This window comes from Novosphingobium sp. ERN07 (genome assembly GCF_012641335.1).
GTDB lineage: Bacteria > Pseudomonadota > Alphaproteobacteria > Sphingomonadales > Sphingomonadaceae > Novosphingobium.
Window position 1 is genome coordinate 1 of the sequence record NZ_JABAID010000024.1, and the last position, 23,675, is coordinate 23,675.

26 protein-coding genes and 1 tRNA gene are annotated in these 23,675 nt (G+C 63.1%); 11 read left to right on the top strand and 16 right to left on the bottom strand.

Annotation, left to right across the window (positions count from 1 at the left end; genetic code table 11):
- Nucleotides 1-104: 104 nt before the first annotated feature.
- Nucleotides 105-1,853 (bottom strand): bifunctional UDP-sugar hydrolase/5'-nucleotidase, encoded by a 1,749-nt coding sequence (locus HGI47_RS19515; protein ID WP_168854449.1) that lies wholly within the window; start codon nt 1,851-1,853, stop codon nt 105-107.
- 192 nt (nt 1,854-2,045) lie between these two features.
- On the opposite strand from HGI47_RS19515, the gene HGI47_RS19520 reads away from it, so the two are divergent.
- Nucleotides 2,046-2,681 carry a TetR/AcrR family transcriptional regulator gene (locus tag HGI47_RS19520; RefSeq protein WP_168854450.1) on the top strand — a complete coding sequence of 212 codons (636 nt, stop codon included), beginning with the start codon at nt 2,046-2,048 and terminating at the stop codon, nt 2,679-2,681.
- Between the two features lie 4 nt (nt 2,682-2,685).
- On the opposite strand, the gene HGI47_RS19525 is transcribed toward HGI47_RS19520, so the two are convergent.
- From HGI47_RS19525 to HGI47_RS19535, 3 genes are all read right to left on the bottom strand, one after another.
- Complete coding sequence (locus HGI47_RS19525; RefSeq protein ID WP_168854451.1) at nt 2,686-3,018, bottom strand: hypothetical protein; 333 nt, start codon at nt 3,016-3,018, stop codon at nt 2,686-2,688.
- Between the two features lie 41 nt (nt 3,019-3,059).
- Nucleotides 3,060-3,506: a thermonuclease family protein gene (locus HGI47_RS19530; RefSeq protein ID WP_168854452.1), complete on the bottom strand. Its 447-nt coding sequence runs from the start codon at nt 3,504-3,506 to the stop codon at nt 3,060-3,062.
- A 293-nt stretch (nt 3,507-3,799) separates the two neighbouring features.
- A complete protein-coding gene (locus tag HGI47_RS19535; protein ID WP_168854453.1) occupies nt 3,800-4,147 on the bottom strand; it encodes a DMT family protein in 348 nt (115 codons plus the stop codon).
- 120 nt (nt 4,148-4,267) lie between these two features.
- On the opposite strand from HGI47_RS19535, the gene HGI47_RS19540 reads away from it, so the two are divergent.
- A complete protein-coding gene (locus tag HGI47_RS19540; RefSeq protein WP_168854454.1) occupies nt 4,268-4,513 on the top strand; it encodes a hypothetical protein in 246 nt (81 codons plus the stop codon).
- Between the two features lie 2 nt (nt 4,514-4,515).
- On the opposite strand, the gene HGI47_RS19545 is transcribed toward HGI47_RS19540, so the two are convergent.
- The 5 genes from HGI47_RS19545 to gluQRS form a co-directional block, all read right to left on the bottom strand.
- Nucleotides 4,516-4,833 carry a hypothetical protein gene (locus HGI47_RS19545; protein ID WP_168854455.1) on the bottom strand — a complete coding sequence of 106 codons (318 nt, stop codon included), beginning with the start codon at nt 4,831-4,833 and terminating at the stop codon, nt 4,516-4,518.
- 67 nt (nt 4,834-4,900) lie between these two features.
- The gene (locus tag HGI47_RS19550) at nt 4,901-5,773 is read right to left on the bottom strand and encodes a 3-hydroxyacyl-CoA dehydrogenase NAD-binding domain-containing protein (protein ID WP_168854456.1); all 873 of its coding nucleotides are present in this window, start codon (nt 5,771-5,773) and stop codon (nt 4,901-4,903) included.
- Nucleotides 5,774-5,851: 78 nt separating this feature from the next.
- Entirely contained in the window at nt 5,852-6,412 is a 561-nt protein-coding gene (locus HGI47_RS19555) for a cob(I)yrinic acid a,c-diamide adenosyltransferase (RefSeq protein ID WP_168854457.1), read from the bottom strand.
- A 19-nt stretch (nt 6,413-6,431) separates the two neighbouring features.
- Complete coding sequence (locus HGI47_RS19560; protein WP_168854458.1) at nt 6,432-6,662, bottom strand: HIG1 domain-containing protein; 231 nt, start codon at nt 6,660-6,662, stop codon at nt 6,432-6,434.
- Nucleotides 6,659-7,504 (bottom strand): tRNA glutamyl-Q(34) synthetase GluQRS, encoded by an 846-nt coding sequence (gluQRS, locus tag HGI47_RS19565; protein WP_168854459.1) that lies wholly within the window; start codon nt 7,502-7,504, stop codon nt 6,659-6,661. Before gluQRS ends, HGI47_RS19560 begins: the two co-directional genes overlap by 4 nt.
- A 465-nt stretch (nt 7,505-7,969) precedes the next feature.
- On the opposite strand from gluQRS, the gene guaA reads away from it, so the two are divergent.
- The 4 genes from guaA to HGI47_RS19585 are packed head-to-tail and all read left to right on the top strand — an operon-like array spanning nt 7,970 to nt 10,635.
- Nucleotides 7,970-9,529, top strand: coding sequence for a glutamine-hydrolyzing GMP synthase (gene guaA, locus HGI47_RS22755; protein WP_168854460.1), 1,560 nt, complete (start codon nt 7,970-7,972; stop codon nt 9,527-9,529).
- Nucleotides 9,520-9,933: a GNAT family acetyltransferase gene (locus tag HGI47_RS22760; protein ID WP_168854461.1), complete on the top strand. Its 414-nt coding sequence runs from the start codon at nt 9,520-9,522 to the stop codon at nt 9,931-9,933. The genes guaA and HGI47_RS22760 overlap by 10 nt, the downstream gene beginning before the upstream one ends.
- A gap of 43 nt (nt 9,934-9,976) precedes the next feature.
- A complete protein-coding gene (locus HGI47_RS19580) occupies nt 9,977-10,237 on the top strand; it encodes a type II toxin-antitoxin system Phd/YefM family antitoxin (protein WP_168854462.1) in 261 nt (86 codons plus the stop codon).
- A complete protein-coding gene (locus HGI47_RS19585; RefSeq protein ID WP_168854463.1) occupies nt 10,234-10,635 on the top strand; it encodes a type II toxin-antitoxin system VapC family toxin in 402 nt (133 codons plus the stop codon). Before HGI47_RS19580 ends, HGI47_RS19585 begins: the two co-directional genes overlap by 4 nt.
- Here the strand turns inward: HGI47_RS19585 and HGI47_RS19590 are convergent.
- The 3 genes from HGI47_RS19590 to HGI47_RS19600 are packed head-to-tail and all read right to left on the bottom strand — an operon-like array spanning nt 10,632 to nt 12,625.
- Nucleotides 10,632-11,123, bottom strand: a complete 492-nt coding sequence (locus tag HGI47_RS19590) for an asparaginase domain-containing protein (protein WP_168854464.1) — start codon at nt 11,121-11,123, stop codon at nt 10,632-10,634. The genes HGI47_RS19585 and HGI47_RS19590 overlap by 4 nt on opposite strands.
- A gap of 42 nt (nt 11,124-11,165) precedes the next feature.
- Complete coding sequence (locus HGI47_RS19595; RefSeq protein ID WP_168854465.1) at nt 11,166-11,978, bottom strand: hypothetical protein; 813 nt, start codon at nt 11,976-11,978, stop codon at nt 11,166-11,168.
- Nucleotides 11,978-12,625, bottom strand: a complete 648-nt coding sequence (locus HGI47_RS19600; protein ID WP_206066313.1) for an RNA polymerase sigma factor — start codon at nt 12,623-12,625, stop codon at nt 11,978-11,980. The genes HGI47_RS19595 and HGI47_RS19600 overlap by 1 nt, the downstream gene beginning before the upstream one ends.
- 310 nt (nt 12,626-12,935) lie before the next feature.
- Here HGI47_RS19600 and HGI47_RS19605 point away from each other — a divergent pair, with 310 nt between their 5' ends.
- Nucleotides 12,936-16,112, top strand: a complete 3,177-nt coding sequence (locus tag HGI47_RS19605) for an autotransporter outer membrane beta-barrel domain-containing protein (protein ID WP_168854466.1) — start codon at nt 12,936-12,938, stop codon at nt 16,110-16,112.
- A gap of 15 nt (nt 16,113-16,127) precedes the next feature.
- Here HGI47_RS19605 and galK read toward each other — a convergent pair whose 3' ends face one another.
- Entirely contained in the window at nt 16,128-17,273 is a 1,146-nt protein-coding gene (galK, locus tag HGI47_RS19610; RefSeq protein WP_168854467.1) for a galactokinase, read from the bottom strand.
- Nucleotides 17,270-18,295, bottom strand: coding sequence for a UDP-glucose--hexose-1-phosphate uridylyltransferase (locus tag HGI47_RS19615; RefSeq protein ID WP_168854468.1), 1,026 nt, complete (start codon nt 18,293-18,295; stop codon nt 17,270-17,272). Before HGI47_RS19615 ends, galK begins: the two co-directional genes overlap by 4 nt.
- Before the next feature lie 219 nt (nt 18,296-18,514).
- On the opposite strand from HGI47_RS19615, the gene HGI47_RS19620 reads away from it, so the two are divergent.
- From HGI47_RS19620 to HGI47_RS19635, 4 genes are all read left to right on the top strand, one after another.
- Nucleotides 18,515-19,417, top strand: coding sequence for an SH3 domain-containing protein (locus HGI47_RS19620; protein WP_168854469.1), 903 nt, complete (start codon nt 18,515-18,517; stop codon nt 19,415-19,417).
- 104 nt (nt 19,418-19,521) lie between these two features.
- Nucleotides 19,522-20,208: a response regulator transcription factor gene (locus tag HGI47_RS19625; protein ID WP_168854470.1), complete on the top strand. Its 687-nt coding sequence runs from the start codon at nt 19,522-19,524 to the stop codon at nt 20,206-20,208.
- Nucleotides 20,205-21,560: a HAMP domain-containing sensor histidine kinase gene (locus HGI47_RS19630; RefSeq protein WP_168854471.1), complete on the top strand. Its 1,356-nt coding sequence runs from the start codon at nt 20,205-20,207 to the stop codon at nt 21,558-21,560. Before HGI47_RS19625 ends, HGI47_RS19630 begins: the two co-directional genes overlap by 4 nt.
- A 2-nt stretch (nt 21,561-21,562) precedes the next feature.
- Nucleotides 21,563-22,123, top strand: coding sequence for a hypothetical protein (locus tag HGI47_RS19635; protein ID WP_168854472.1), 561 nt, complete (start codon nt 21,563-21,565; stop codon nt 22,121-22,123).
- A gap of 9 nt (nt 22,124-22,132) precedes the next feature.
- Here the strand turns inward: HGI47_RS19635 and HGI47_RS19640 are convergent.
- Nucleotides 22,133-22,206: transfer RNA gene (locus HGI47_RS19640), tRNA-Cys, on the bottom strand.
- Nucleotides 22,207-22,281: 75 nt separating this feature from the next.
- The gene (locus tag HGI47_RS19645; protein ID WP_168854473.1) at nt 22,282-23,667 is read right to left on the bottom strand and encodes an RNB domain-containing ribonuclease; all 1,386 of its coding nucleotides are present in this window, start codon (nt 23,665-23,667) and stop codon (nt 22,282-22,284) included.
- Nucleotides 23,668-23,675: the final 8 nt, after the last annotated feature.

Genomic DNA, 23,675 nt, shown 5'->3' on the forward strand with positions numbered 1-23,675 from the left:
CCGCTTTTCCCGAGGTTACAGGCTACCACGCGAGTCTGTGGCTGAAGCCAGTATCCGACTGAAGTCGGAGGGGTTCCTCCTTGCTAGAGGACTCTAAATAAAAATTACCCCTTCACCACCACCCGCGCCTCCTGCGGCACGCCGCGCACCGGCACCGCCCTGATCCAGCTTTCCAGCGCATCAATATCAGTCGGCCCCGTCACCGTATCCGGCTTGCCCACGAAGCCTGAGAACCCATCGCCGCCCAGCCCCAAAAAGCCGTTCACCGTCACGCGATAGGTCGCCGCCATGTCCAGCGGCTTGCCGTCCAACATGATCGAAACGATCCGGTCGCCCGAAGGCCGCGCCGGGTCATAGGTGAAGACGAAACCAGTGGACGGAGCCAGCGCCTGCTTCGGCCCGGTGTCGTCCAGCCCCTCTTCCAGCACGGCCTTGATCTGTGCGCCGGTCATGCTCTCGGTCACCACATTGTTGCCGAAGGGCTGGCACAGGTAAATGTCACCGAAAGTCAGCGTGCCGTCTGCCGCAGGCACCAGTGGCGCGCGGATGCCGAAGGGGTTCATGAAGGCGATCTGTGCGCCCTTGTCGCGCGTCGCGCCCAGTTGCGCGTCGGCGATCAGGTTGCCCAAGGGACCGCCACCGTTCTCGCCCGGTCCTTCAAGCTTTGGCGCCGCACGGTCCAGCTTGCCGATGGGGCGCTGAGTGTATTGCTTCGATGCCTCAACGTATTTCGCCACATATTCCGCCACATCAGCGCGCGGTTGGAACATCGGGAACAGCGCGGTGTTGCCGATATCGCCGCGCGTGCCCTTGTAGGGTGCGGACTGCACGATCACGTTCTCGGCCTTCTTCGAAACCACACGGCCTGCCACCGGATCGATCTTCAGCGTGATGTCGGTAACGAGTTCACCATAGACGCCCGCGCTGGTCAGCAGGAAGGGCTTGGCCGGGTTGAGCGCGCCATAATCGCAGACATAGGACCAGTGCGTGTGGCCCGAAACCACCACATCGACGCGGGTATCCAGCCGGTCGAGGATCGGGCGGATGTCTCCGGCAAAGTTTTCGCAACCCTGCGGGTTCGGCTCGCCCTTGGTGCGCCCGCCTTCGTGGATCAGCACGACGATGGCGTCCGCGCCCTGCTCTTTCAGTTTGGGCACCGCAGCGTTGATCGTGTCCGCCTCGTCCTCGAACGTCAGGCCCTGAATACCGGTGGGATTGACCAGATTGGGCATGCCTTTCAGCGTCAGCCCGATCACGCCCACGGTGACGGCACTGCGCCCCTTGCCAAAGGTCTTGAGGCTGGTAGCCGGAAACAGCGTCGATCCATCGGCTCGCTTGGTGCTGGCAGCAAGGTATTTGAAAGTCGCCCCGGTGAACTTCTCCAGCGCGCAGGGCTGCTTGGCCGTGAACTTCTCGCAACCGCCGGTCTGCTTGCGCAACAATTCCTGCTGGCCATTGTCAAACTCGTGGTTGCCCACCGCGTTGAAATCCACCCCGATGCGGTTCATCACCCCGATGGCCGGTTCATCAAGATAAAGCGAGGACGCCAGTTGCGAGGCGGAGATCATGTCTCCGGCTGAAACCGTCATCGACCGGGGATGCTTGGCCCGCACCGAATCGATGGCCGATGCCAGCCACGCTGCACCGCCCGCCGGGACCGGGATAACCCCGCCCTTGCCATCGGCTACGTTGACCGACTGGCGCGGTGGTTCAAGGCTGCCGTGGAAATCGTTGATGCCGATGATGCCCACTTCCACCGCCTCCACCGGTGCGTTGCTGGCCATCGGCGCGGCGCAGGCCGCCAGCAGTCCGGGCAGCAAAAGGACAAGTGCGGAACGAAGCGGCATGGGCATCGAGGGAATGACCTTTGTATCGAGTGCAACCGGTTTCCATCGGCGCTACCCGATCAAGATGCCAGTTTGAAGGCACAATTGCGCACCCTTCTTCGTATGCACACAGCGCTCTACGCCCTTGGGGTCATTGTCTAACCCCGCGGGCGTCCCTACAATGTGCAAATACCCAGACACAGGACGCGCGGCTACGTCATGGCACTAAACGGCAACGATCAGGACGCCATGCGGGCGCGGCTCGTCGATCTGGCGCAGGCAATGGTTGAGGAACGCGGCGGGGCCGGGCTGAACCTTTCAGAACTGGCCGCCCGCGCTGGGATCAGCCAAGCCAACCTCTCCCGCTATTTCGAAACGCGCGAAACCCTGATGGAAGCGATTGCCGACCACTGGTTCCAGCCGATGGTCGAGATCATGGAAGAGGTTCTGGCGAGCGACCTGCCCCCGCGCCGCAAGATGTACGAATTCTTCGCCCGCCGCTTTGTGGTGATGCGCAAGAAGTGGGAAGCCGATCCTGTGAAGCTGCAGACCTATATCGAGGTCGGGAGCGACTATTTCGAACAGGTGCGCAGCTACATCGATCTTGCCGACCACTATCTGGGCGAGATCATCGGCGAAGGAATGAGCGACGGCCATTTCGCCGGGCTTGAGGTTGACGAGACGATCAGCCTCGTTAACCAGATGTGCGCGCCCTATTGCGCGCTCCAGACCATGACGATGTTCATGGAGCGCCTCAACGAGGACAAACTGGCGCGGATCATAGATGCGGTGTTCGATGGCCTCTCCGCGCAGGATCGCGGCGCAAAGGCGCTGACGGGCCTGCGCGCGGCCTGACCGTTCAGAGGCGCGCGCCCAGCAGCACCTTGCGCATGTCGCCATGATGGCGAATGTGCAGGACCAGCAGCGTCGCCATCAGCACCACGCCTCCGCCGACGAATGCCAGAACGGCATGGCCTAGTGCCAGTGGCGTCCATTTCCCACGCCAGCCGCACCAGAGAGCCGAAAGCGCCAGCATCGTCGTGAAGTCCGCATTGAACTGCCCCGGCCAGCCGCCAGCCGCGATATCGCCAAAGAACACCGGCAAGAGATCGCTGCCGTGATTGGCCATGACTACCGCCGTGAATGCCACCAACGCGCACCACGCCATCACCAGATAGATTCTGAACGCCATTCCAGCGCCTCCCCCGTTATGCGGGAAGCAGAACTATCGCATCAGGATGCAGCGCACCAGTCGCCACGCCGCCCGGTCCAGCGTTCCGCCAAGCCTTCAGCCACAAGTGACTCTGCAAGACTACTGCCCTTGCGCGTCACCACGCGCAGCGCCCGGCCATAGCGGTCGGTCGCGCGGCCCTGCACTTCCAGCATGAACGGCCCCGCGTTCAACAACTGTACCAGCCGCCGCGTGGCCCGCGCGCCGAGTTCTGCCTCTGCCGCGCAACCGGGCTGCGACGTTTCGGGCGTGTTGATATCGGCAATGCGGATCTTGGTTCCTTCCAGCCAGAAGGTATCGCCATCGACCACGCAGGTCACGCGCGGGCCGCTACCGCATAGATCGAAGCGTGCATGGATCGGTGTCTGGGCGCTGGCGACAGTCGCCAACGATCCATATCCCGCCCCGAATGCCGCTGACGCGATGGCTGCAAGTGATCGTTTTCTCATGCGCCTCGCTTGGAACAAAGCAAGCACAAGCGCGCTTCCGTATTCGCGCGATCAGGGTTCGTCCTCAGTGCTAACCACTGGGAAACTTTCGTGCGCCACTATGGCCGCCATGTTCGGCCCTCGCCTCAGCACCGTATTCGCCAGTCGCTGGAAAGCGCTATGGTGGGCCGCGTCGATTCTGGTACTAACGTGGTCGGTAGTTCCGGCGGCCGATCAGAGCAGCGAAGCGTCAGACCCACCGAAGCCTTCACACGTTGACCCGTGGGCAAAGGATCAGCCACAACAGGACGGCGCTACTTCCCCGTAAAAAGGAACGCCACCGCTGCCATGATGCAGCCAAAGGCGGCGAAGTGCCGCCAGTGCAGCGGCTCTTTCAGAAACACCACCATGAATATGCCAAAAATGATCAACGCAATCGCTTCCTGCGTGATCTTGAGCTGGCCCGCGCTCCACCCGTTCAGCGCGCCGATGCGGTTGGCAGGTACGGCAAGACAATACTCGAACAGCGCGATGACCCAGCTTATCGCGATGACCCAGATCAAGGGTCGCGCCGCCACCTCTGCGGCGCCACCGCGGATGTGCCAGTACCAAGCGGTGGTCATGAACAGGTTGGACAGCACGAGCAAGACGATGGTGGCCATTAAGCACTTTCGAATTGGGGCGCCCCACGATCGAGCGGACTTTGCGGATAAATACAACCGATCTTGGTCGAACGTTAACCTCTCGGCGGCAAATCTGCGACGATTCGGGGGTTAACCAGCATGAGCAATGCTTCACAGCGCCACACCAACGCCATTCTGCTGCTGGGCATCAGCATAGTCGCATTCGGCATCTTCGTGTTTGACGGCGTCAGCGATTCGCGAAGCAAGGCGCAGGTTGGCCAAACCGGCCCAGTTGTCACCTCGACCGACACATTGCCGGTCGAAGATCCCAATGCCGAAAGCATTCCGCTCGATCACCCCGAAGGTGAGGCTCGCGCACCCGACCTGTCAGCGCCGGCCGAGTAGCGCTACTCGGCGCCGCGCTGAGTGTCATCCTCAATACCCGCTTCGCCCAGCATCCCTTCTTCGTCATCATCACTGCGTTCACCGCGGAACGCGCCCATGTCGATCACACCACTGCTGACCATCTGGCGCATGTGATCAACCACGTCAGGCGTGCTACCCGGTTCGTCACCCTGCCCAGAAACCCGCTCACCCAGATCCTGCTCGCCAAGGACGCTCGTTGCGCGTGCCAGCGCCTCGTCGGCAACGGTCTGTGCCTGCGCGCCACCATCTTCTTGTTCGGAATTGACGATTTCGGGGGCGGCGGTGTTCCTGTCGGTCATGGCGTATCTCCTTGTGCAAGGACACTACGCCCTGAGTTGCCGCCCGTTCCGGTTCACCGAGCCAAATTCACCGAGTGGGAACCGGCACCTCGCCCGAATAATCGTAGAAGCCCCGGCCCGACTTGCGGCCCAGCCAGCCCGCTTCGACATACTTCTGCAGCAGCGGCGCAGGGCGATACTTCGGGTCACCCGTGGAGGCCAGGTAGATCTTCATGATCTCCAGCAGGGTATCCAGCCCGATGAAATCCGCCAGTTCCAGCGGCCCCATCGGATGGTTCAGCCCCAGCTTCACACCCTTGTCGATATCGACGATTGAACCCGTCCCGCTGCCGAGCACGAATGCCGCCTCGTTGATGAACGGCACGAAGATGCGGTTGACGATGAAGCCCGGTTCATCCTGCGAAAGCACGATTTCCTTGCCGATATTTGCCACATAATCGCGCACCGATTCAATCGTGGAAACCGACGTGGCAAGGCCGGGGATCACTTCCACCAGCTTCATCAGCGGCACCGGGTTGAAGAAGTGGATGCCGATGAACCGCTGCGGATCGGGCGAGGACACCGCCATGCGCGTGATCGGGATCGAAGAGGTGTTCGAAGCCATGATCGCGTGGGGCGCCAGATGCTTGCCCGCGGATTCGAAGATCTTGTGCTTGATGTCCTCGCGCTCGGTCGCGGCCTCGATCACCAGATCGGCTTCGGAAAGTGCCGCGTGATCGGCAAAGGCGTGGAGGTTCGCCACAGTGGACGCCGCCAGCGCCGCATCAACCTTGCCCTTTTCGACCAGCTTCGAAAGACCCCTGGCTATCTTGTCCTTGGCCTTTTCGGCAAGCTCCACCGAAACGTCGCCCAGCAGGACTTTCATGCCTGCCTGCGCCGAAACCTGCGCGATGCCCGCGCCCATCTGGCCCGCACCGATGACCGCCACCGTCTTGATCATGTGATTCCCTCGCCTTTGCACTGGTTGGCGGGGGCCTAACTGCCTCAAAGGCCCAAGTCTACCTGCGCCTTACGCGAGTTAGCGCGAAGCGCCAGGCACCCACAGCGGGTCATTCCCCGTATTCGTCGCGCGCGCCAGCACGAAGAGATAGTCCGACAGCCTGTTCAAATACGCCAGCGCCTGCGGGTTCACCGGCTCGCCCGCCGCGAGCGCCACTGCGCTACGCTCCGCGCGGCGCGAAGCGGCCCGCGCCACATGCACCCGTGCCGCCGCTTCCGATCCGCCCGGCAGGATGAAACTGCGTAAGGGCGGCAGGCCATCGTTCAGCGCGTCGATAGCCGTCTCCAGCCACTCCACTTGCGAACCCACCACACGCAGCACCATTTCCGAAGGCGCAAAATCATCACCCGGCGTCGCAAGGTCCGCGCCCAGATCGAACAGATCGTTCTGAATACGCTGCAAATCGCGCGCCGTTTCTGCGGCGCAGGCCACGGCGGCAAGGCCGATCAGGCTGTTCGCCTCATCCACATCGCCAATTGCCTGCATCCGCACATCGTGCTTGGCCCGGCGCGATCCATCGACCAAACCGGTCGTGCCATCATCGCCCGTGCGGGTGTAGATCTTGTTGAGCTTTACCATTGGACAGAAGCGCCGCGCCTCAGCGCGCAACCGCCAGCAATATGGCCACCGTGACCACGGCCAGCGCCTGATACTTAATGCGGTTGAACATCATCTTGTTCTGCAAAAGCTGGTTCGCCGTTGCCCCGGAACCGGGTTCGCGGTTCAGGTCTTCCTTCGTGCTGTTCAGGAACGCGATGATCCCGCGCACCAGCGACACGACCGTTAGCGCGACGAAGATGATGATCAGCGGGATGAGGACATATTTCATGCGCTCTGATCTATGGCGTCGGACAGTGAAATACCAGTGTCAAATAGGGTAGCTCGAACCTCTGCTGCGACGGCACGCCCGTCCTCGCCCGCCCGCCTCCGGTCCGCCAGCGCCGGGGCATCGCGCCGCTTGGCCAGTTTACGCCCGTCCGCTTCGACCAGAACGGGGTGATGATGCCACACTGGCACGGGCAGCCCCAGCAAGTGCTGGATCAACCGATGGATATGCGTTGCCTGAAACAGGTCCACCCCGCGCGTCACATGCGTCACGCCATCGGCGGCATCATCCAGCGTCGCGGCAAGGTGATAGCTGGCAGGCGCATCCTTGCGCCACAACACCACATCGCCAAACAGTTCGGGCCGCGCGCATTGAAGCCCATGCCGCTCGTCCATCCATTCCAGCGGCCCTGCCAGCAATGCCGCCTGCTCCATGTCCAGCCGCCACGCCACATCCGGCCCCGGCACCGGGCCACGGCGCAGGCATGTGCCGGGATAGAGCGGCCCGTCCGGCCCCTGCGCCACCGCAGCCGCCGCCACCTCGGCGCGCGTGCAGCTACATGGATAGAGAATGCCCATCGCGCGCAGATCGTCGGCAGCGGTGCGATAGCTGGCCAAACGCTGCGATTGCGGCGTCACTTCACGATAATGCAGTCCCAACCAGTCCAGATCATCCCGAAACTCATGGTGCAGTTCACTGCGCGAACGCGCGCCATCGATATCCTCGATTCGCAGCAGAAACGCGCCGCCGTCTCGAAAAGCCCTGTCATGGGCAACGATTGCGGAATACGCATGTCCAAGGTGGAGCGGGCCATTGGGGCTGGGAGCAAAACGGGTGACGGTCATTGCGCCGAAGCCTAGCGCGGGTGGGCAACCGGTAGAAGCCTGTCATATTGTCACAAGCTCCATCATTGGGTCAAACACCTGCACCACAAAAACAAAACGGCTGCCCCGCCGGGGCAGCCGCTTTTGTCGTGTTACTCAGCATTCCTCGGCCCTTGGGCCGAACCGCTGCTCAGACGAGCGTGGCGGTGAACATCATGCTGCTGAGGCCAGCGGCAAAGATGATCGGGAGCGCGATCGCGGTAAAGCTACGCATGGTGTACCTCCTGTTGTGGTTCACCTTTGCAGGTATCCTCCCAGTTCGTGTTCATCCGGCAGGGTGGGCTGGAAGCATCGGAACTGCCGCCCAAATACGCCGAATGACGTATGCTGCAACTGCGAACGGCGCACTCGCAGTTGCATGGAATGCAATCGTCCTGCTTCGGGCACCGTCTGGACAGAAAAGGCCCATGCCACTATCGGCCTCGCATGAGCATCCAGCCTTCAGAATCGATCCTGATCGTCGACTTCGGCAGCCAGGTAACGCAGCTTATCGCCCGCCGCGTGCGCGAAGCCGGGGTCTATTCCGAAATCGCGCCCTTCACGCAGGCCGAAGCCGCATTCCACCGGATGAAGCCCAAGGGCATCATCTTGTCAGGCTCGCCCGCCAGTGTGCCTGCCGACGGTTCCCCGCGCGCGCCGCAAGTGTTGTTCGACAGCGGATTGCCCATTCTCGGCATCTGCTATGGTCAGCAAGTGATGAGCCACCAGTTGGGCGGTCAGGTGGAACCGGGCGATTCGGGCGAATTTGGCCGCGCTTTCCTTACCGTTACCGAACCTTGCGTGCTGTTCGACGGTCTGTGGAAGCAGGGTGAACGCCATCAGGTGTGGATGAGCCACGGTGACAAGGTCACCCAGTTCGCCCCTGGCTTCCGCATAGTCGCAGTATCCGATGGCGCACCGTTTGCCGTCATCGCGAACGATGAAAAGAAGTATTACGGCACGCAGTTCCACCCCGAAGTGGTCCACACCCCCGATGGCGGAAAGCTGATCGCCAACTTCGTGCGCCACGTCTGCGGCTGCACCGGCGATTGGACGATGGCGGAATTCCGCAAGACCAAGATCGCCGAAATTCGCGAACAGGTCGGCTCCAGCCGCGTGATCTGCGGCCTTTCCGGCGGCGTCGATTCGGCGGTGGCGGCAGTCCTCATCCACGAAGCCATCGGTGACCAGCTCACTTGCGTTTTCGTCGATCACGGGTTGATGCGCATGGGTGAGGCTGAGCAGGTCGTCAGCCTTTTCCGCAACCACTATAACATCCCGCTCGTCCACAAGGACGTATCGCCGCTGTTCCTCGGCGGTCTGGCCGGGGTCACCGATCCCGAAGCCAAACGCAAGTTCATCGGCAAGACCTTCATCGACGTGTTCGAGGCTGAGGCAAAGCAGGTCGGCGGCGCAGACTTCCTCGCACAAGGCACGCTCTACCCAGACGTGATCGAATCGGTCAGCTTCACCGGCGGCCCTTCGGTCACGATCAAGAGCCACCACAACGTCGGCGGCCTGCCCGAACGCATGAACATGAAGCTGGTCGAACCGCTTCGCGAACTGTTCAAGGATGAAGTGCGCGCGCTGGGCCGCGAACTCGGCCTGCCCGATGTGTTCGTGGGCCGCCACCCCTTCCCCGGCCCCGGCCTCGCCATCCGCATCCCCGGCGAAGTCACGCGCGAACGTTGCGACATTCTGCGCAAGGCCGATGCGATCTACCTCGAAGAAATCCGCAACGCCGGGCTTTATGACGCGATCTGGCAGGCCTTCGCCGTCCTGCTCCCGGTCAAGACCGTGGGCGTGATGGGCGATCACCGCACCTACGATTCGGTCTGCGCCCTGCGCGCCGTCACCAGCACAGATGGCATGACTGCCGACATCTACCCCTTCGACGCCGGCTTCCTCAGCCGCGTGGCCACCCGCATCGTGAACGAGGTGAAGGGCATCAACCGCGTGGTCTACGATTATACCAGCAAGCCGCCGGGCACGATCGAGTGGGAGTGATCATCCGCGCAGCTACCGCCGCCGACCGCGAAACCGTGGTCGCATTGTGGGAAGCTGCCGGACTGACGCGCCCGTGGAACGATCCGCGGGCCGACTTTGATGTTGCACTGAAAAATCCCACATCTGCGATCCTGCTCGCCACCGATGGCGATCAACTAAACGGCAGCGTGATGGTCGGCTTCGACGGCCATCGCGGCTGGGTCTATTACCTCGCCACCGCGCCCGAACGGCAGGGCCAAGGCATTGGTCGCCTGCTGATGCAAGCCGCCGAAGACTGGCTCAAGGCCCTCGGTAGTCCGAAAATCCAGCTTATGATTCGTGGCGACAATCACGCCGCGCGCGGGTTTTACGACGCAATCGGGTACGAATTGCAGGATGTGGTCACAATCGGAAAGCGGTTCTAGCCGCACCTTGACCAAGCCCCTTGGCCAAGGCATCCTTCAGGCCATGACCATTCACGTCAACATCGGCAAGGCCAAGACCAGCCTCTCCAAACTCATCGCTGCGTCCCTGCGCGGCGAAGAAGTGGTGATCGACCACGATGGTGTGCCGCAAGTGCGCCTCATCCCGGTCGCAAAGCCCGACGAAGCCGACCGTGCCGAACGACGGAAGAAGATCGACGAGATTCTGGCGCGGATCGATGCCCTGCCGATCAATCGCGATGCCCCTTTCGACCTCGAGTGGGACGAAAACGGCCTGCCCATATGATCGTCGTCGATACGTCGGCCTTGTTGGCCATCGTTCTGCGCGAGGTCGAACGAAGGGCTTTTCTCGAGCGTATTGATCAGGAAGATGCCATTTTGAGCGCCGGGAGCATGATCGAAGCGCTCATGGTCTGCCACGGGCGGGGTGGCGCGATTCTGACGGATGAAGTCCGCAGACTGATTACGCAGATGGGCATCAGGATCGTCCCGGTCGAACCGGCTGAAGTCGTCATCGCTCACGAAGCCTTCCTGAAATACGGCAAAGGCAACGGTCACCCGGCACAACTAAACTTTGGCGATCTGTTCGCCTATGCTCTCGCCAAAGCACGTGATGTGCCGCTACTGTTCAAGGGCAATGACTTTGCGGAGACGAATATTGTTTCTGCAATAACAGCCACTTAAACTGCCACAAACTTCCCCGCGGCGCGGTCCTTGCGCACTTTCAGCCCATCGAACACCTGCCCGCTCATCGCAATCCACACGCCGGGCACGGCGGCTTGGGCGGTGGCGAAGGCCATGCCGAGGTTGAAGGGTGCGTCAGTTTCGGCAAAGCGCGCCGGGGAAAGTGCGCCGGTGAGGACCACGGTCTTGCCCGGAATGTCGGCCAGCACCTTGGCGGTTTCTGTCATGGTATCAGTGCCATGCGTGATGACGACACGGCTTTCCGGTGCCTCGCGCACCGCGGCAGCGATCAGCGCGCGGTCGGCATCGGTCAGTTCCAGACTGTCCTTGCGCATCAGTTCCATCACCCGAAACGGCAACGCCACGCGCGCCTGCGCAATCAGGGCGGGAATGCCGCTCTCGACGATCTGATATTCGCTCAGCGCGTCGAAATAGGCTTTGTCGATAGTGCCGCCGGTGGTCAGCACAAGAATGGGATTGTGTTGCATCGCCAAGCCTATAGCCCGGATTTCCGGGCGTTTACAGGCCCCTTACGGATGCCCGCCGGGAGGTGGCGGCGGCGGCATGGTGCCGGTCGTCTGGCTCGGCAGCGATTGCCCGCCGGGCAACGTGCCCGAACCCGGAGCGCCGCCGGTGAAAGCCCAGCCCTGCTGCGGCGCGGGCGGCCCCATCAACCCGCCGTTGGGCACGATGCGCGGGGCGGAAGACGAATCGGCTTTTGGTCCGGCGACATCGCGCGCAGGACGCTGACCAGAGGTGGCAAGTTGGGGGGCGACGGGTGCTTCGACCGGTGCCGGAGCGAGATTTTCCGTCGGGGCAACCGGCGCGATCTGCGCAGGGCTTTTTCTGGTGTCCGCAGCGGCTTTCAAAGCGGGCGCTGCGGCGGCCAGACGCGGGGTTGGTGCCGCTTGGTGCGCTTTAGGTGCATCTAGGTGCACTTCAGAACCCACTGCAATCTGGGCATTTTCTGCCGGAATTGGCAAAACTGCCGGTTGCGGGCCGGGTTGACCGATCACCATCACAGCCGCCACGCTCGCCGCCAAGGCAGCAAGTCCACCGCCGAAAATCATCCGGCGATTTTGCGGACGAGGTGCGACCGGCGCGGGCGGTTGCGAGACGGCCACCGTCGGCGTGAAAGGGATGACCTTTGCTACGGGCGCATCGGTTTGCGGTGCCGGAGAGTCGGTCGCCTCAGCCCCCGCTGAAAATTGCGGCTTCGCGGTCGCCTGCGCGACGATCCGTGCGGCGAGGCCGGGGGGCAGCGCCGGGCGCGGCGCGCGGGCAAGCGCTGCGTCGAGCGCGGCATCCGCCTTTGCGGGCGAGGCTGGAACCTGGCGCGCCATCAGGCCTGCGCCTCAAGATCCGCGCACGAAACATCGCGCGCTTCGAGAAGCCCGCGCATCTGACGGCGCGCCCTGAACAGAAGCGATTCCATAGCCTTGATATTGAGGTCCAAGACCTCCGCTGCAAGAGCGTTTGAAAAACCTTCGTAATAACAGAGCACTAGCGCTGCGCGATAGCGCTCTGGCAGATCGTCCAGCGCCGCGCCGACCGCCTGCGCGGCTTGATCAGCCTCGATCCGCCGGTCGGCCAGCGGGGTATCGTCGGCCGGATCAGGAAGTTCATCGACGGTCACCACGCGGAAGCGGCGCTTGCGATCAAAGCACAGGTTCATCGTCACGCGGTGAAGCCAGCCGACCAGCCCTGCCCCGCTGGGCTGCCAGCGCGGCGCGTTCTGCCAAAGGCGCGTGAAGCAGTCCTGCGTCACGTCCTCTGCCTCGGCAGCATCGGACAGCATCCGCATGGCCACGCGATAGAGCGCGGGCGAATGGCGTTCAACGAGAATGGAGAAGGCTTCGACAGACCCCAAAGCCACTTCGCGCATCAGCGCGGCGTCATCCAGCGCTTCGCGGTGGATCGGGTCAATCGTGTCGAGCAGGCTGTCATCGCCACTCGCCACTTCGGATCGCACGTCGCCGTAGAAGGTCAAAGCTACCTGCCGTTTTGCACCAATGCCTCTTGCGGGCTGCAGGCACTTTGACTGGCGGTTCCCACGTGAACGCCAGATTTACGGGAACCATTCCGGGACATCTCGCGACATTTTTCACAATGGCCGCGAAGGGTTGGCGCCGCGCCTCCGTTAATCGCGGCGGAGACGAGCAAACCGGCCAAATGCCGGATCGCCTCCGACCTGTCGAACAACCCGCACGAGTCCTCCATGCGGGTCGCAACACTGACTGGCCCGCGCCGACCGCACCCCGGCGCGGGCCTGCTTTCTTAGCCAATTCACGAGGGGTTTTATGAACCGTCTTCGCAGCACGACCTTTCTCACCACACTTGCAGGCGCCCCCGCCGCGCTGGCGCTGCTCGTGCCGCAAGCTGGATGGGCGGCAACCACGCTGAACGCAAACCGCACGACGCCAATCAAGACATCGGACGCGGGCGATATCTGGATCGGCGATGACGGTTCGATCACGCTGGAGAAAGGCGGGACGGCGGTAACGGTGGATTCGAACAACACCGTGGGGCTGGACGATGGCGGATATATTTCCATCACCGGCGGCAAGGATGGCGACACCGGCATCAAGGTGAACGCGGGCACCACCACCGAAATCACCAACACCGGCGCGATCACCGTGACCGAGACGTTCACCGGCGCAGACACCGATTCCAACGGGATTGCCGACGGCCCCATCGCTTCGGCCAGCAACCGCTATGGCATCGTGGTGGGACCGGGCGCGACGACGAGCGGGACAATCGACAATTCGGGCACGATTCGCGTCGATGGCCTGAATTCCGGCGGGATCGTGGTGCAATCGAACTTTACCGGCGATATCACCAACACCGGCACAATATCGGTCATCGGTGACAACAGCGTGGGCATTTCCACGCAGGGCGTGACCGGCGACGTGACCGTGGAAGGCACCGTGGCGGTGGTGGGCCAAGGCGCGCAGGGTGTGGTGCTGAACGGCGATATCGATGGCGCGTTCAGGATTCAGGGCAGCGTATCGCAGGCATCATCCTATACCACCGACAGCAGCACTACGCAGACGCTTTCGCGCACGGCGCTGCGCACCGGCAAGGCGGCGGTCGAGGTGAAGGGCGATGTGACCGGCGGGATCATCGTAGCATCGGCCCCCTATGACCTGAGCGATACCGATACAGACGAAGACGATGACGGCGTGACCGATTCCTCCGAAGGCGTGGGCGCGATCTCGTCAGTTGGAAACAGCCCGGCGCTGCTGGTGGGCAGTGCCGACAATATCGTCATCGGCACGGCCACCGGACGCGACGGTGCGTTCTCGCTCGCCATCGATGGCACGGTGACGGCCAGCAGCGTCTACAGCAACACCGATGCCTATGCCGTGGTGATCGGCGGACAGGGCGGCACCGTTTCGATGGCCAATGGCATCGGCGTTTCCGGCACGGTGAGCGCGACCACGGTTGACGAAAAGGCCGTGGCGATCCTGATCAACCAGGGGGCAACGGTGCCGAGCCTTTCGAACAGCGGGACGATTTCTGCCACGATCAGTTCATCGGGCGAAGGCACCGCCTATGCCGTGCAAGATCTTTCGGGCACGCTGACCACGATCAACAACACCGGCTTCATCAAGGTGAGCGGATCGAGCACGGACGATCTGCGCGCCATCGATCTTTCCGCCAACACATCGGGCGTGACGATCAAGCAGTATCTCAACGCCATCGACAAGGACGCGCAGGAAGAAGAGCAGGCCGACGACGATTACGATGCCGACAATCCCACGATCTACACCGCGATCACCGGTGATATTCACACAGGTAGCGGCAACGATGTGCTGGATGTGGCTTCGGGCCGCATCTACGGCGACAGCTATCTGAACGCGGGCAACGACCAGTTGCTGCTTTCGGGCGACAGCGGGTATGAAGGCGACGTCTATTTCGGCAGTGGCACCGCCACGATGACGATGGCGGGCACTTCGTACTTCGAAGGCAACATCGATCTGGCCGGGAACCTTGGCACGCTGACGCTGGGCGATACCGCGCGGTTTACGGGTTCGGTGAGCAATGCTGGAAACCTTGACGTGATCGTGAACGGCGGCACCTTTGGCGCGGATTCGGCCACGACGCTGAATTTCGATACGCTGACGGTGAATTCGGGCGGCGCGCTTAACGTCTATATCGATGGCGATGAAGGTACGGCTTCCACGATCAACGTGAACACGGCCACTTTTGCCACGGGATCAAAGGTTTCGGCCACGATATCGTCGCTGGAAAACGCCGAGGGCAGCTATACCATCCTGACCGCCGGAACGCTGGAAGGTTCGCCTGCCTTCGATGCGACGACGACCGAACTGCCGGTGCTGTTCAACGGCGAGGTAACGGTGGCAGGCGAAACGCTGGTGCTGGACGTATCGCGCAAGACCGCTGCCGAACTGGGGCTGACCACGCCGCAATCGGCGGCCTATGAAGCGATCTATTCGCAGGCGACGGCGGTGGAGTATCTCGGCACCAGCCTGTTGCAGGTGGAGGACGTGGCCGAATTGCAAAGCCAGTTCAACCAGTTGCTGCCCGACTATACGGGCGGCGTGTTTGATTTCGTGACGCGCAGCGGTCGCCTAGCCTCGCGCCATCTGATGGACGATTCATCGCTGTTCGACATCAGCAATGCGGGCGGCTGGGTGGAGCCGATCTGGTTCCGGGGCAGCAAGGACGAAACGGGCAGCGCGGGCTTCAAGGTTTCGGGCTGGGGCCTTTCGACCGGGATCGAACGCATCACCGGCATCGGCAACGTGGGCCTTTCGTTCGCCTATACAAAGGGCGATATCGCGACGGGCGATTATCAGACGGTCGATGCCAGCAATTACGAACTGGGCGCATTCTGGCGCACGGCCAGCGGACCGTTCTATGCCTATGCCAAGGCATCGGTCGGGCGGGTATCGCTGGCCTCTTCGCGCACATTTACCGGATCAATCGATACCGCCACGCTAAGCTATTCGGCCACGGGCAACTGGAAGGGCTGGTCAGCCGGCGCGCAGGGCGGTGCATCCTACAAGCTGGATCTGGGCGGCGGGCTGACGATCAAGCCGATGGCGCGGTTCGATTATTTCCGGCTGAGCGAGAACGGCTATACCGAAAGCGGATCGGATGCGATCTATCTGGAAGTGGCCAAGCGCACGTCGAGCGTGCTGACCGGCACCGGCAGCATGACCGCATCGTGGAGCGCGGGTGAGGCAACGCGCGACTTCCGCCCCTTCACCGTCGAACTGGAAGGCGGCTACCGTTCACGCCTTGCGGGCAAGCTGGGCGATACGGTGGCGAAGTTCGAGGATGGCGACCAGTTCCGGCTGGTGGCCGACAAGATGAAGTCTGGCTGGACCGCCGAAGCCCGCGTGCTGGCGGGCGGCATGGACTATACCTGGCAACTGGCTGGCGGTGCCGAGCAGGTGCAGGGCAGCGTGGACTATTCGGTGCGCGGATCGCTGAGCATTGCGTTTTGATACGGATGGGGCCGGTCAGATGACTGGCCCTGCCCCTGCGGCTGGCGCTTCGATGCAGATTGTCGGAGCTTCACCAGTGGGCGTGCGGTAGCCTTCGATCACAGCGTTTTGGACTTCGGCTGCGCGGTGCTTGCGCATTATCCCGACCACTGCGCCGCCAAAGCCGCCGCCTGTCTGGCGCGCGCCGCCTTCATCACCGATGGCATGGTTCATCAGCGCGGCAAGGGCATCGGTGGGGGGCACGGTGATGCCGAAATCCTGCGCCTGCGATTGCTGGCTTTCGCGCATGAGCGCGCCCATCGCGGCAAGGTTTCCGCTAGCGAGCGCTTCGGCGGCGTCCAGCGTGCGGCGGTTTTCGGTGATGACGTGGCGGGCGCGGCGGAGCGTGCTTTCGTCCATGCGGACCTTCGCGGCTTCGAGCATGGCTTCGTCGGCATCGCGCAAAGCGGGCACGCCGAGGATGCGGGCGGCGCTTTCACACTCTTCGCGGCGGCGGTTGTATTCGCCATCGACAAGGCCGCGCACCACGCCGGATTGCACGATCATCACCACGGCATCATCGGGCATCGCGATCTGGCGCAGATCGAGCGTGCGGCAATCGATCAGCAGGGCATGGCCCGCTGTGGTTGCGGCAGAGGCGATCTGATCGAGATTGCCGCAACGGACGCCAACGAAATCACACTCCGCACGTTGGGCCAGCAGGGCAAGGTCCACCGGGTTCCAGCTTTGGCCCAAAGCTTCAAGGATCACGCGCGCTACGGCGACTTCCAGCGAGGCGGATGATGAAAGGCCTGTGCCCTTGGCAATCGACCCGGCGATGGCAAGATCGCCGCCGGGCACGGTGACCCCGGCAAGGCGCAACTGGCTGACCACGCCGCGCACATAATCACGCCAGCCGCCGCCTGACGGTTGCGGATTGGCGGGATTGAAGCTGTCACCTTCGGCAAAATCGAGCGCAGCGACGTTTAGCGGACCATCGGGCCGGGGGCGGAAGGCGACGCGGGTTTCCTGCCCGATGGCGATGGGCATGGCGAAGCCGTCGTTATAATCGGTGTGTTCGCCAATCAGATTCACCCGGCCCGGCGCGCGGACGACAAGATCGGGGGTGCTGCCAAAAGCAGCGGTGAAGCCTGCGGTCAGGCGGGTGGCAAGGTCGGTCATGCTTCGATCTCCAGCGCGCGCAGGCGGGCGGCGGCGGTTTCGGGCGTCAGGTCGCGCTGGCTTTCGGCAAACATTTCGAACCCGACCATGAACTTGCGCACTGTGGCAGAGCGCAGGAGCGGCGGGTTGAAATGCGCGTGGAGCCGCCATGCCGCTGGATCGGCACTGCCGCCCGGGCACTGGTGCCAGCCCATCGAATAGGGAAAGCTGGTGCCGAACAGCGCATCATAGCGGCGCGTGATGGCGCGCAGGATCTGGGCCAGCGCATCGCGGGCGGTATCAGGCAGCGCCTCTATCCGGCCCACATCATCGCGCGCGATGAGCAGGATTTCGAAGGGCCAGACGGCCCACCACGGCACCACGGCCAGCCAGTGATCGTTGGCTTCGACAACGCGATCCCCCGTTGCGAGTTCGCGTGTGGCGACTTCATCGAGCAGGACGCTGCCACGCGCGGCACGCCATGCGGCCTGTTCACGGTCCTCGTCGGCCACTTCGGTAGGCACAAAATCGCTCGCCCAGATCTGGCCGTGGGGATGCGGGCTGGAGCAGCCCATCATCGCGCCCTTGTTTTCGAATACGGCGACATTGGCGAAGCTCTGTGCGAGCGCCGCGCTTTCATCCGCCCAGCAATCGATCAGGCTACGGATCGCGGGCAGGCTCATCTGCGGCATCGTGCGCGAATGATCGGGCGAATAGCAGATCACCCGCGCGGTGCCGCGTGCGGCCTCCATGCGGAACACCGGATCGGCGCTTTGCGGCGCGGGGGTATCGGGCATGAGTGCGGGAAAATCGTTATCGAAGGCAAAGGCGCCCGCATAATCAGGATTGCGATCACCACCAGTACGCAGGTTGCCGGGGCAGAGGTAGCAGGTGGGATCGTAGGCCGGGCCGCCTGCCTGCACCGCCTCCCCCGTCTCACCCTGCCACGGACGCTTCGCGCGGTGGGGAGAGACGAGCACCCACTTTCCATTGAGCAGATTCTGGCGGCGATGCGGGTGATCATCCGGGTCAAACTGGGTCATCGGCCTCTCCGGGGTTTTTCTGCAATCGATTGCCTATAGGTGTAACACGCCTTGGCCATCAGCGCATCGCGAATTCGATTTCGCCCACAATCGCGCGGGTAACAGCATTTGTCATGAGCATGACAGGACTGTTGTGTGGGAGTCGGGCGGGTGCAAGCGCATTGTCACCCCGTGGCCGCAGCAAAGGTGCGGCAGGTCTACCGAGGGGTGTCGGTCATCATGTTGCACAAAACCAGATTCATCGCTTCACTTGCCCTTGCTGCCGGCTTGCTGGGCGGATTTCCGGTGGCCGCGCAGGCGGCCGACAAGGAGCCGCCGGTGACGCTGACCAAGTGCGACAAGGCCATCGGTTCGGTTGCGCTGGTGGATGGCGATACGCAAGGCTGGACGAAATATGGCCTCAGCTCTCCGCGCGAACTGATCGCGGCGATGGCGCGTGAATCGGGGTGCTTCACCCTGCACGATCCGGCTAGCGGCAAGCCCGCAACCTTTCTGATGAACGTGATCGCAGGCGACAAGGAAGAGGTCGACAAGTCGATCGAAACGGCGAAGGGCGTGGCGATGGAAGGGCTTGTGCGGTCGGGCGCGGCCAGCGGGCTGATGCGGGGCCTGCCCGGCGGCGGGGCGATGCTGGGCATGTTCGGCGGCTTTGGCGGCAAGAAGAAGGTCGTGGCCGCAGGTATCCGCCTGATCAGCCCTGCCAGCGGGCAGACCGTGGCATCGGGTTCGGGCGAAGTGAAGAAAACCTCGATCTCGTTCGGAAGCGGTGGTGGCACCATCGGCGCGGTGGCCAATGGCGCAACTGGTGCGGCCTATGCCGGTAGCAAGGACGGCCAGATGCTGATCGAGGCTTTCGTCAAGGCGTTCAACGGCGTTGCCGCGCAAGGTCCGGCTTTGGCATCGATGGTTCCAGCCACCGCTGCTGCCCCCGCTGCATCGGCTTCGGCCGTCACCGCCATCGACACGAAGATGTACGCTTCTGCCGATACCAAGTCTGCAACGCTCCGCACCGTGCGCGCCGGAACCGCTCTCACCCCCACCGGGCAGCGCACGGGTCTTTTGATCGAGGTCAGCGACAGCTTCGGCACAAAAGGCTGGGTCTCGGTTGAGGACATGCGCTGACAGTTCATTCGAAACTGAGCAGTTGCAAGACCACCGTCCGGCGTGAATATTCGCGTCGGACGGACTGGTCTTTGCCAAAGAGGTCATTCCGGGGTGCGAGGCTGATGGGCAATCTAAACATCCTCTATGTCGAGGACGATCCGCGTGCAGCGGAAGCCGTGCAGGCACTTGTCTGCGCCGATGGCGACCGCATGACGTGGGAGCAAAGCGGCACTGCTGGCCTGCAACGCGCCGGAGCCGAAGCATTCGACGTGATCATCCTTGACCGGATGCTGCCCGATCTTGACGGTTTGAGCGTGGTATCGCGGCTACGCGCAGCGGGTGTGGGCACACCAGTGCTGATGCTGAGCGCGCTGGGCCGCAGCGAAAACCGGATCGAAGGGTTGGACGCCGGGGTCGATGACTATCTGGCCAAACCCTATGAACCGCAGGAACTTGTGGCGCGGGTACGTGCCCTGCACCGGCGCGCGGCGGGCGCGGTCCACGGCGCGGTTATCATCTATGGCGCGTTCGAATGCCATGTAAAAGCGCGCACCGCCTTTCGCGCAGGGAAGCACATTCCGCTTTCGCCGCGCGAATTTGCGCTGTTCCGCTATTTCATGGAGAACGGCGGCGAGACGGTGACGCGCGAAATGCTGCTGCGCGATGTGTGGAACATGAACTTCGATCCGCAAACCAACGTGGTGGACGTGAACATCGGCCGTCTGCGGCGCAAACTGGAAGATGGCTTTAGCGCGCCAGCGCTGGAAACCATCTGGGGTGCCGGATACCGCCTGACGAGAGGCGAATGACCGGGCACAGCCCCCCTCGGCGCGGCCAGCGCTCGATCTTCGGGCAATTGACTGCTGCATCGATCCTGATCGCGGTGATTGCGGTGGCCGTGCTGTTTGCCGTGACCACGATCATCGTTCAGCGCCAGACGCGCGCTTCGCTTTCAGCCACCGTCGCCACCGATATGGCGGGCCTGATCGACATCTATGCCACCGCGGGACGGGAAGAACTGCTGCGCCGTGTGGCAGACCGGCAGGCGGTGGTGAGCCTTGATGCGCGCCGTTCACACTATATGCTGGCGGATGCGGCGGGCAGGCCACTGGCCGGGGACCAGAGACGCTGGCCGCAGATCAACGCCAAGCAATCGGAAGAAGGCTTTATCGCGCTGGCCGATGGCACACCCGTCTATGCGCAAGGGGCTATGCTTGCACCTGATCTGCAACTGCTGGTAGCACGCGAATATCAAAGTGATCGCGCCGCGCAGTTCGTGCTGTCCGCCGCGTTCCTTGCCGTGGGCGCGGCCATCATCGGCGCGGTGGCGTTGGTCGCATGGTTTACCGCACGGCATCTGGCAGAGCGGATGAACGCGGTGAATGCCGCATTGGGCGCCGCCGCCGATGGCCGCGCCGCCAGCTTCCCCGCTCGCCAGCGCGGGGGGGACGAGATCGACGAAATGGCAGGACACGGCACGCGGCTGCTGGCGCGGCAGGCTCAACTGCTGAAAGCCTACAAGCAGGTCTCCGAACATGTCGCCCATGAAGTGCGCACGCCGCTGATGCATCTGGACAACCGGCTGGGTGCAGTAATGAAGGAGCATCCCGAAACGGTCGGCGGTGCGCTGGTCCATGCGCGCGAGGACATTCGCGGTATCGCCGCAATGCTCGATTCGCTGCTGGATATCGCATCGGCGGAAAGCCGCAGGGGCGATCTGGCAGGGCTGGCCGAATTCGATCTTAGCGAACTGCTGACTGGCCTTGCCGAGCTTTACGAAGCAAGCGCTGAGGAAAGCGGCCTTGCCTTCGAAACCGCAATCACGCCGGGCGTGACGGTGCTGGGCGAGCGGATGCAGATCACGCGGCTCGTTTCCAATCTACTCGACAATGCGATCAAATATGTGCCCGAAGGCGGACATGTTCGCCTGACGCTTGCCCCCGGCCCGCGCCTGACGGTGGAAGATGATGGCCCCGGCATTGCGCGCGAGCAGCACGAGCGGGTGTTCGAACGGTTCGCCCGCGCATCGTTGCCCGACGACAAACCCGGACATGGCCTAGGCCTTGCGCTGTCACGGGCGATTGCGCAGCGGCACGGGTTGTTGCTGCGGCTGGGTGAGCCACCGCGTGGCGCGCAATTCATTCTGGAGCCTGCACCATGACGATGAAATGGTTGGTCCTGTTTGCTCTGGTGGCAGCGATGGCTGGCTGCACGTCCGTTCCGGCGCAATCGGCTGAAACGGCAGCAGCGAATGGTCCGGCAGAGGAAGTTGCAAGGATTCTCGCACAGGCCGATGCGGCGCAGGATCAGCCCAAACATCTCGGCAAACTGCTCGCCGCGCTTGATGCCTTGGGTGCCAAACCAATGGAGCCTGCCGCCGATCCCGTGGCGCAATGGCGCACGCAGGCAGAGATGCCAATCATCCCGCCCTATCGTGGCCGGGTGCTTGGCCCGGCGTACAAAGCGGGGAAGATCGATCCCGGCGCCACGGTGCGCCTGCCGCAATTGTTCGACGGGGGCCGCGCCGCACGGGTTGCGATTGCCACCCCCGGTCAGGCCCCGCTCGATTTCACCGTGCTGGACCGAGAGGCAAAGCCCGTCTGCCCGCCCGCCAAGGCGCGCAGCCGCGAATGCAGTTGGACCCCACTGTTCAGCGGCCGATTTGAAATCGTGCTGAGCAATTCCTCCAGCGACGCGGCGGGATATTATCTGGTGATCGACTGAGGAAGATTTTGGAGGCCCGAGCCGGAATCGAACCGGCGTAAACGGATTTGCAATCCGGTGCGTAACCACTCCGCCATCGGGCCTTGATCGCAGGTTCTGCGTGGTTCGGGGCGGTTAGCCGGAAGCGGCGCGCGCCGCAAGGGGTTCTTGCGCGAAGTTCACTCTGCCGTGACGAAGGTGAGGCGGCGCTTGGCAATATCGACGCTTTCAAGCCGCAGATCGACGCGCTGGCCGGGGGCGGCTTCGGGCACTTTTGCGCGGGCGACGACCGGCAGATCGATCAACTGGACCCGCGCCGAATCGCCTTCGGCATCGGTCACGCATGCGGAAAAACGCTCTCCCGCGCGGCCCTGAAGCATCACGGTTTCGGCAAGGTCGATCACCGCGCGTTCGATCTGGCCCGATTGCGCACCGGAGCGGGCCATGACCGTAGGCAGGCGCTGGAATGCGTCTTCGACTTCTGACGGAACGGGCTGACCATTGGCGACGGCGAGCGTTGCACGGATCACGTAGCGATCGGCAAGGCGGCGCAAGGGGGCCGTCGCGTGCACATAGGTGGCGGCAATCGCTTCGTGCCACGGGGTGACGCCGGGGAGCCACGGTGCATAGCCCGCACCATTGCCCGCGCGCCGCACGGCGATCATGAAAGCGGCATGGTGCGGGTTCTTCTGATCAAGGCGGCGTTCCACTGCCTTGAGATCCTCACCCCGTTCCCATGCGATGTCGAGGCCTGCGGCGGTGGAACGCAGGCGGGACAGCGCCTTGTGATCTGGCCCGGCCATGACGCGGAACAGGCCGGTGCGCGCATTTTGCAACGTGGCGGCTATGGCAAGATTGGCCGAGAGCGAAAGCGCAGCGTTGCGGCGTTCGGATGGCAGCAGCGGGCGGAAAGCAAGGCCATAGCGGCCTTTGCCCAAGGCTTCGACTTCCTGTTCGGGCGGATCGACGCGCGCCGCACCGCGTGCAGACTCTGCTTCATTCACGCGCCGGGCATATTCGGTGAAAGCGGGCGGGAGATCGCTATCGGCAACCGTATCGTAAGCCAGTTTGGCACGGCTGCGGATCAGCGCCCGCTCTGCTCCATCCAGCCGTGCAGCCCCATCAGGGCCAAGGCGGACAGTGAAGACAACCGCCGGGCGCGGACCATCAGGCAAGAGACTTGCGGCGCGTTCGGACAGCGCAGGCGGATAGAGGCTGGCCTTGCCATCAGGCAGGTATAGCGTTTCCCCACGCTTCCATGCTTCGGCATCCACCGCATCACCATCATCGACGAACCATGCCACGTCCGCGATGGCATAGTGCAGCAGCAGGTCAGCGCCAGATGGCTCTATCCAGAATGCCTGATCGAGATCGGTGGAACTGGCAGGATCGAGCGTTACGAACGGGACGGCGGTGCGATCTGCGTGCGCTGTGGGCGCGCGCGTGGCGGCCAATTCTGCCGCCGCCATGACTTCTGGCGGAAAGCCTTGCGGCACCTGATACTGCTGACGGATCGCGGCTAGCCCTGTGGTGAGCGCGCCGTGCGGATCGTGAATGGCCTTCATACCGGAAA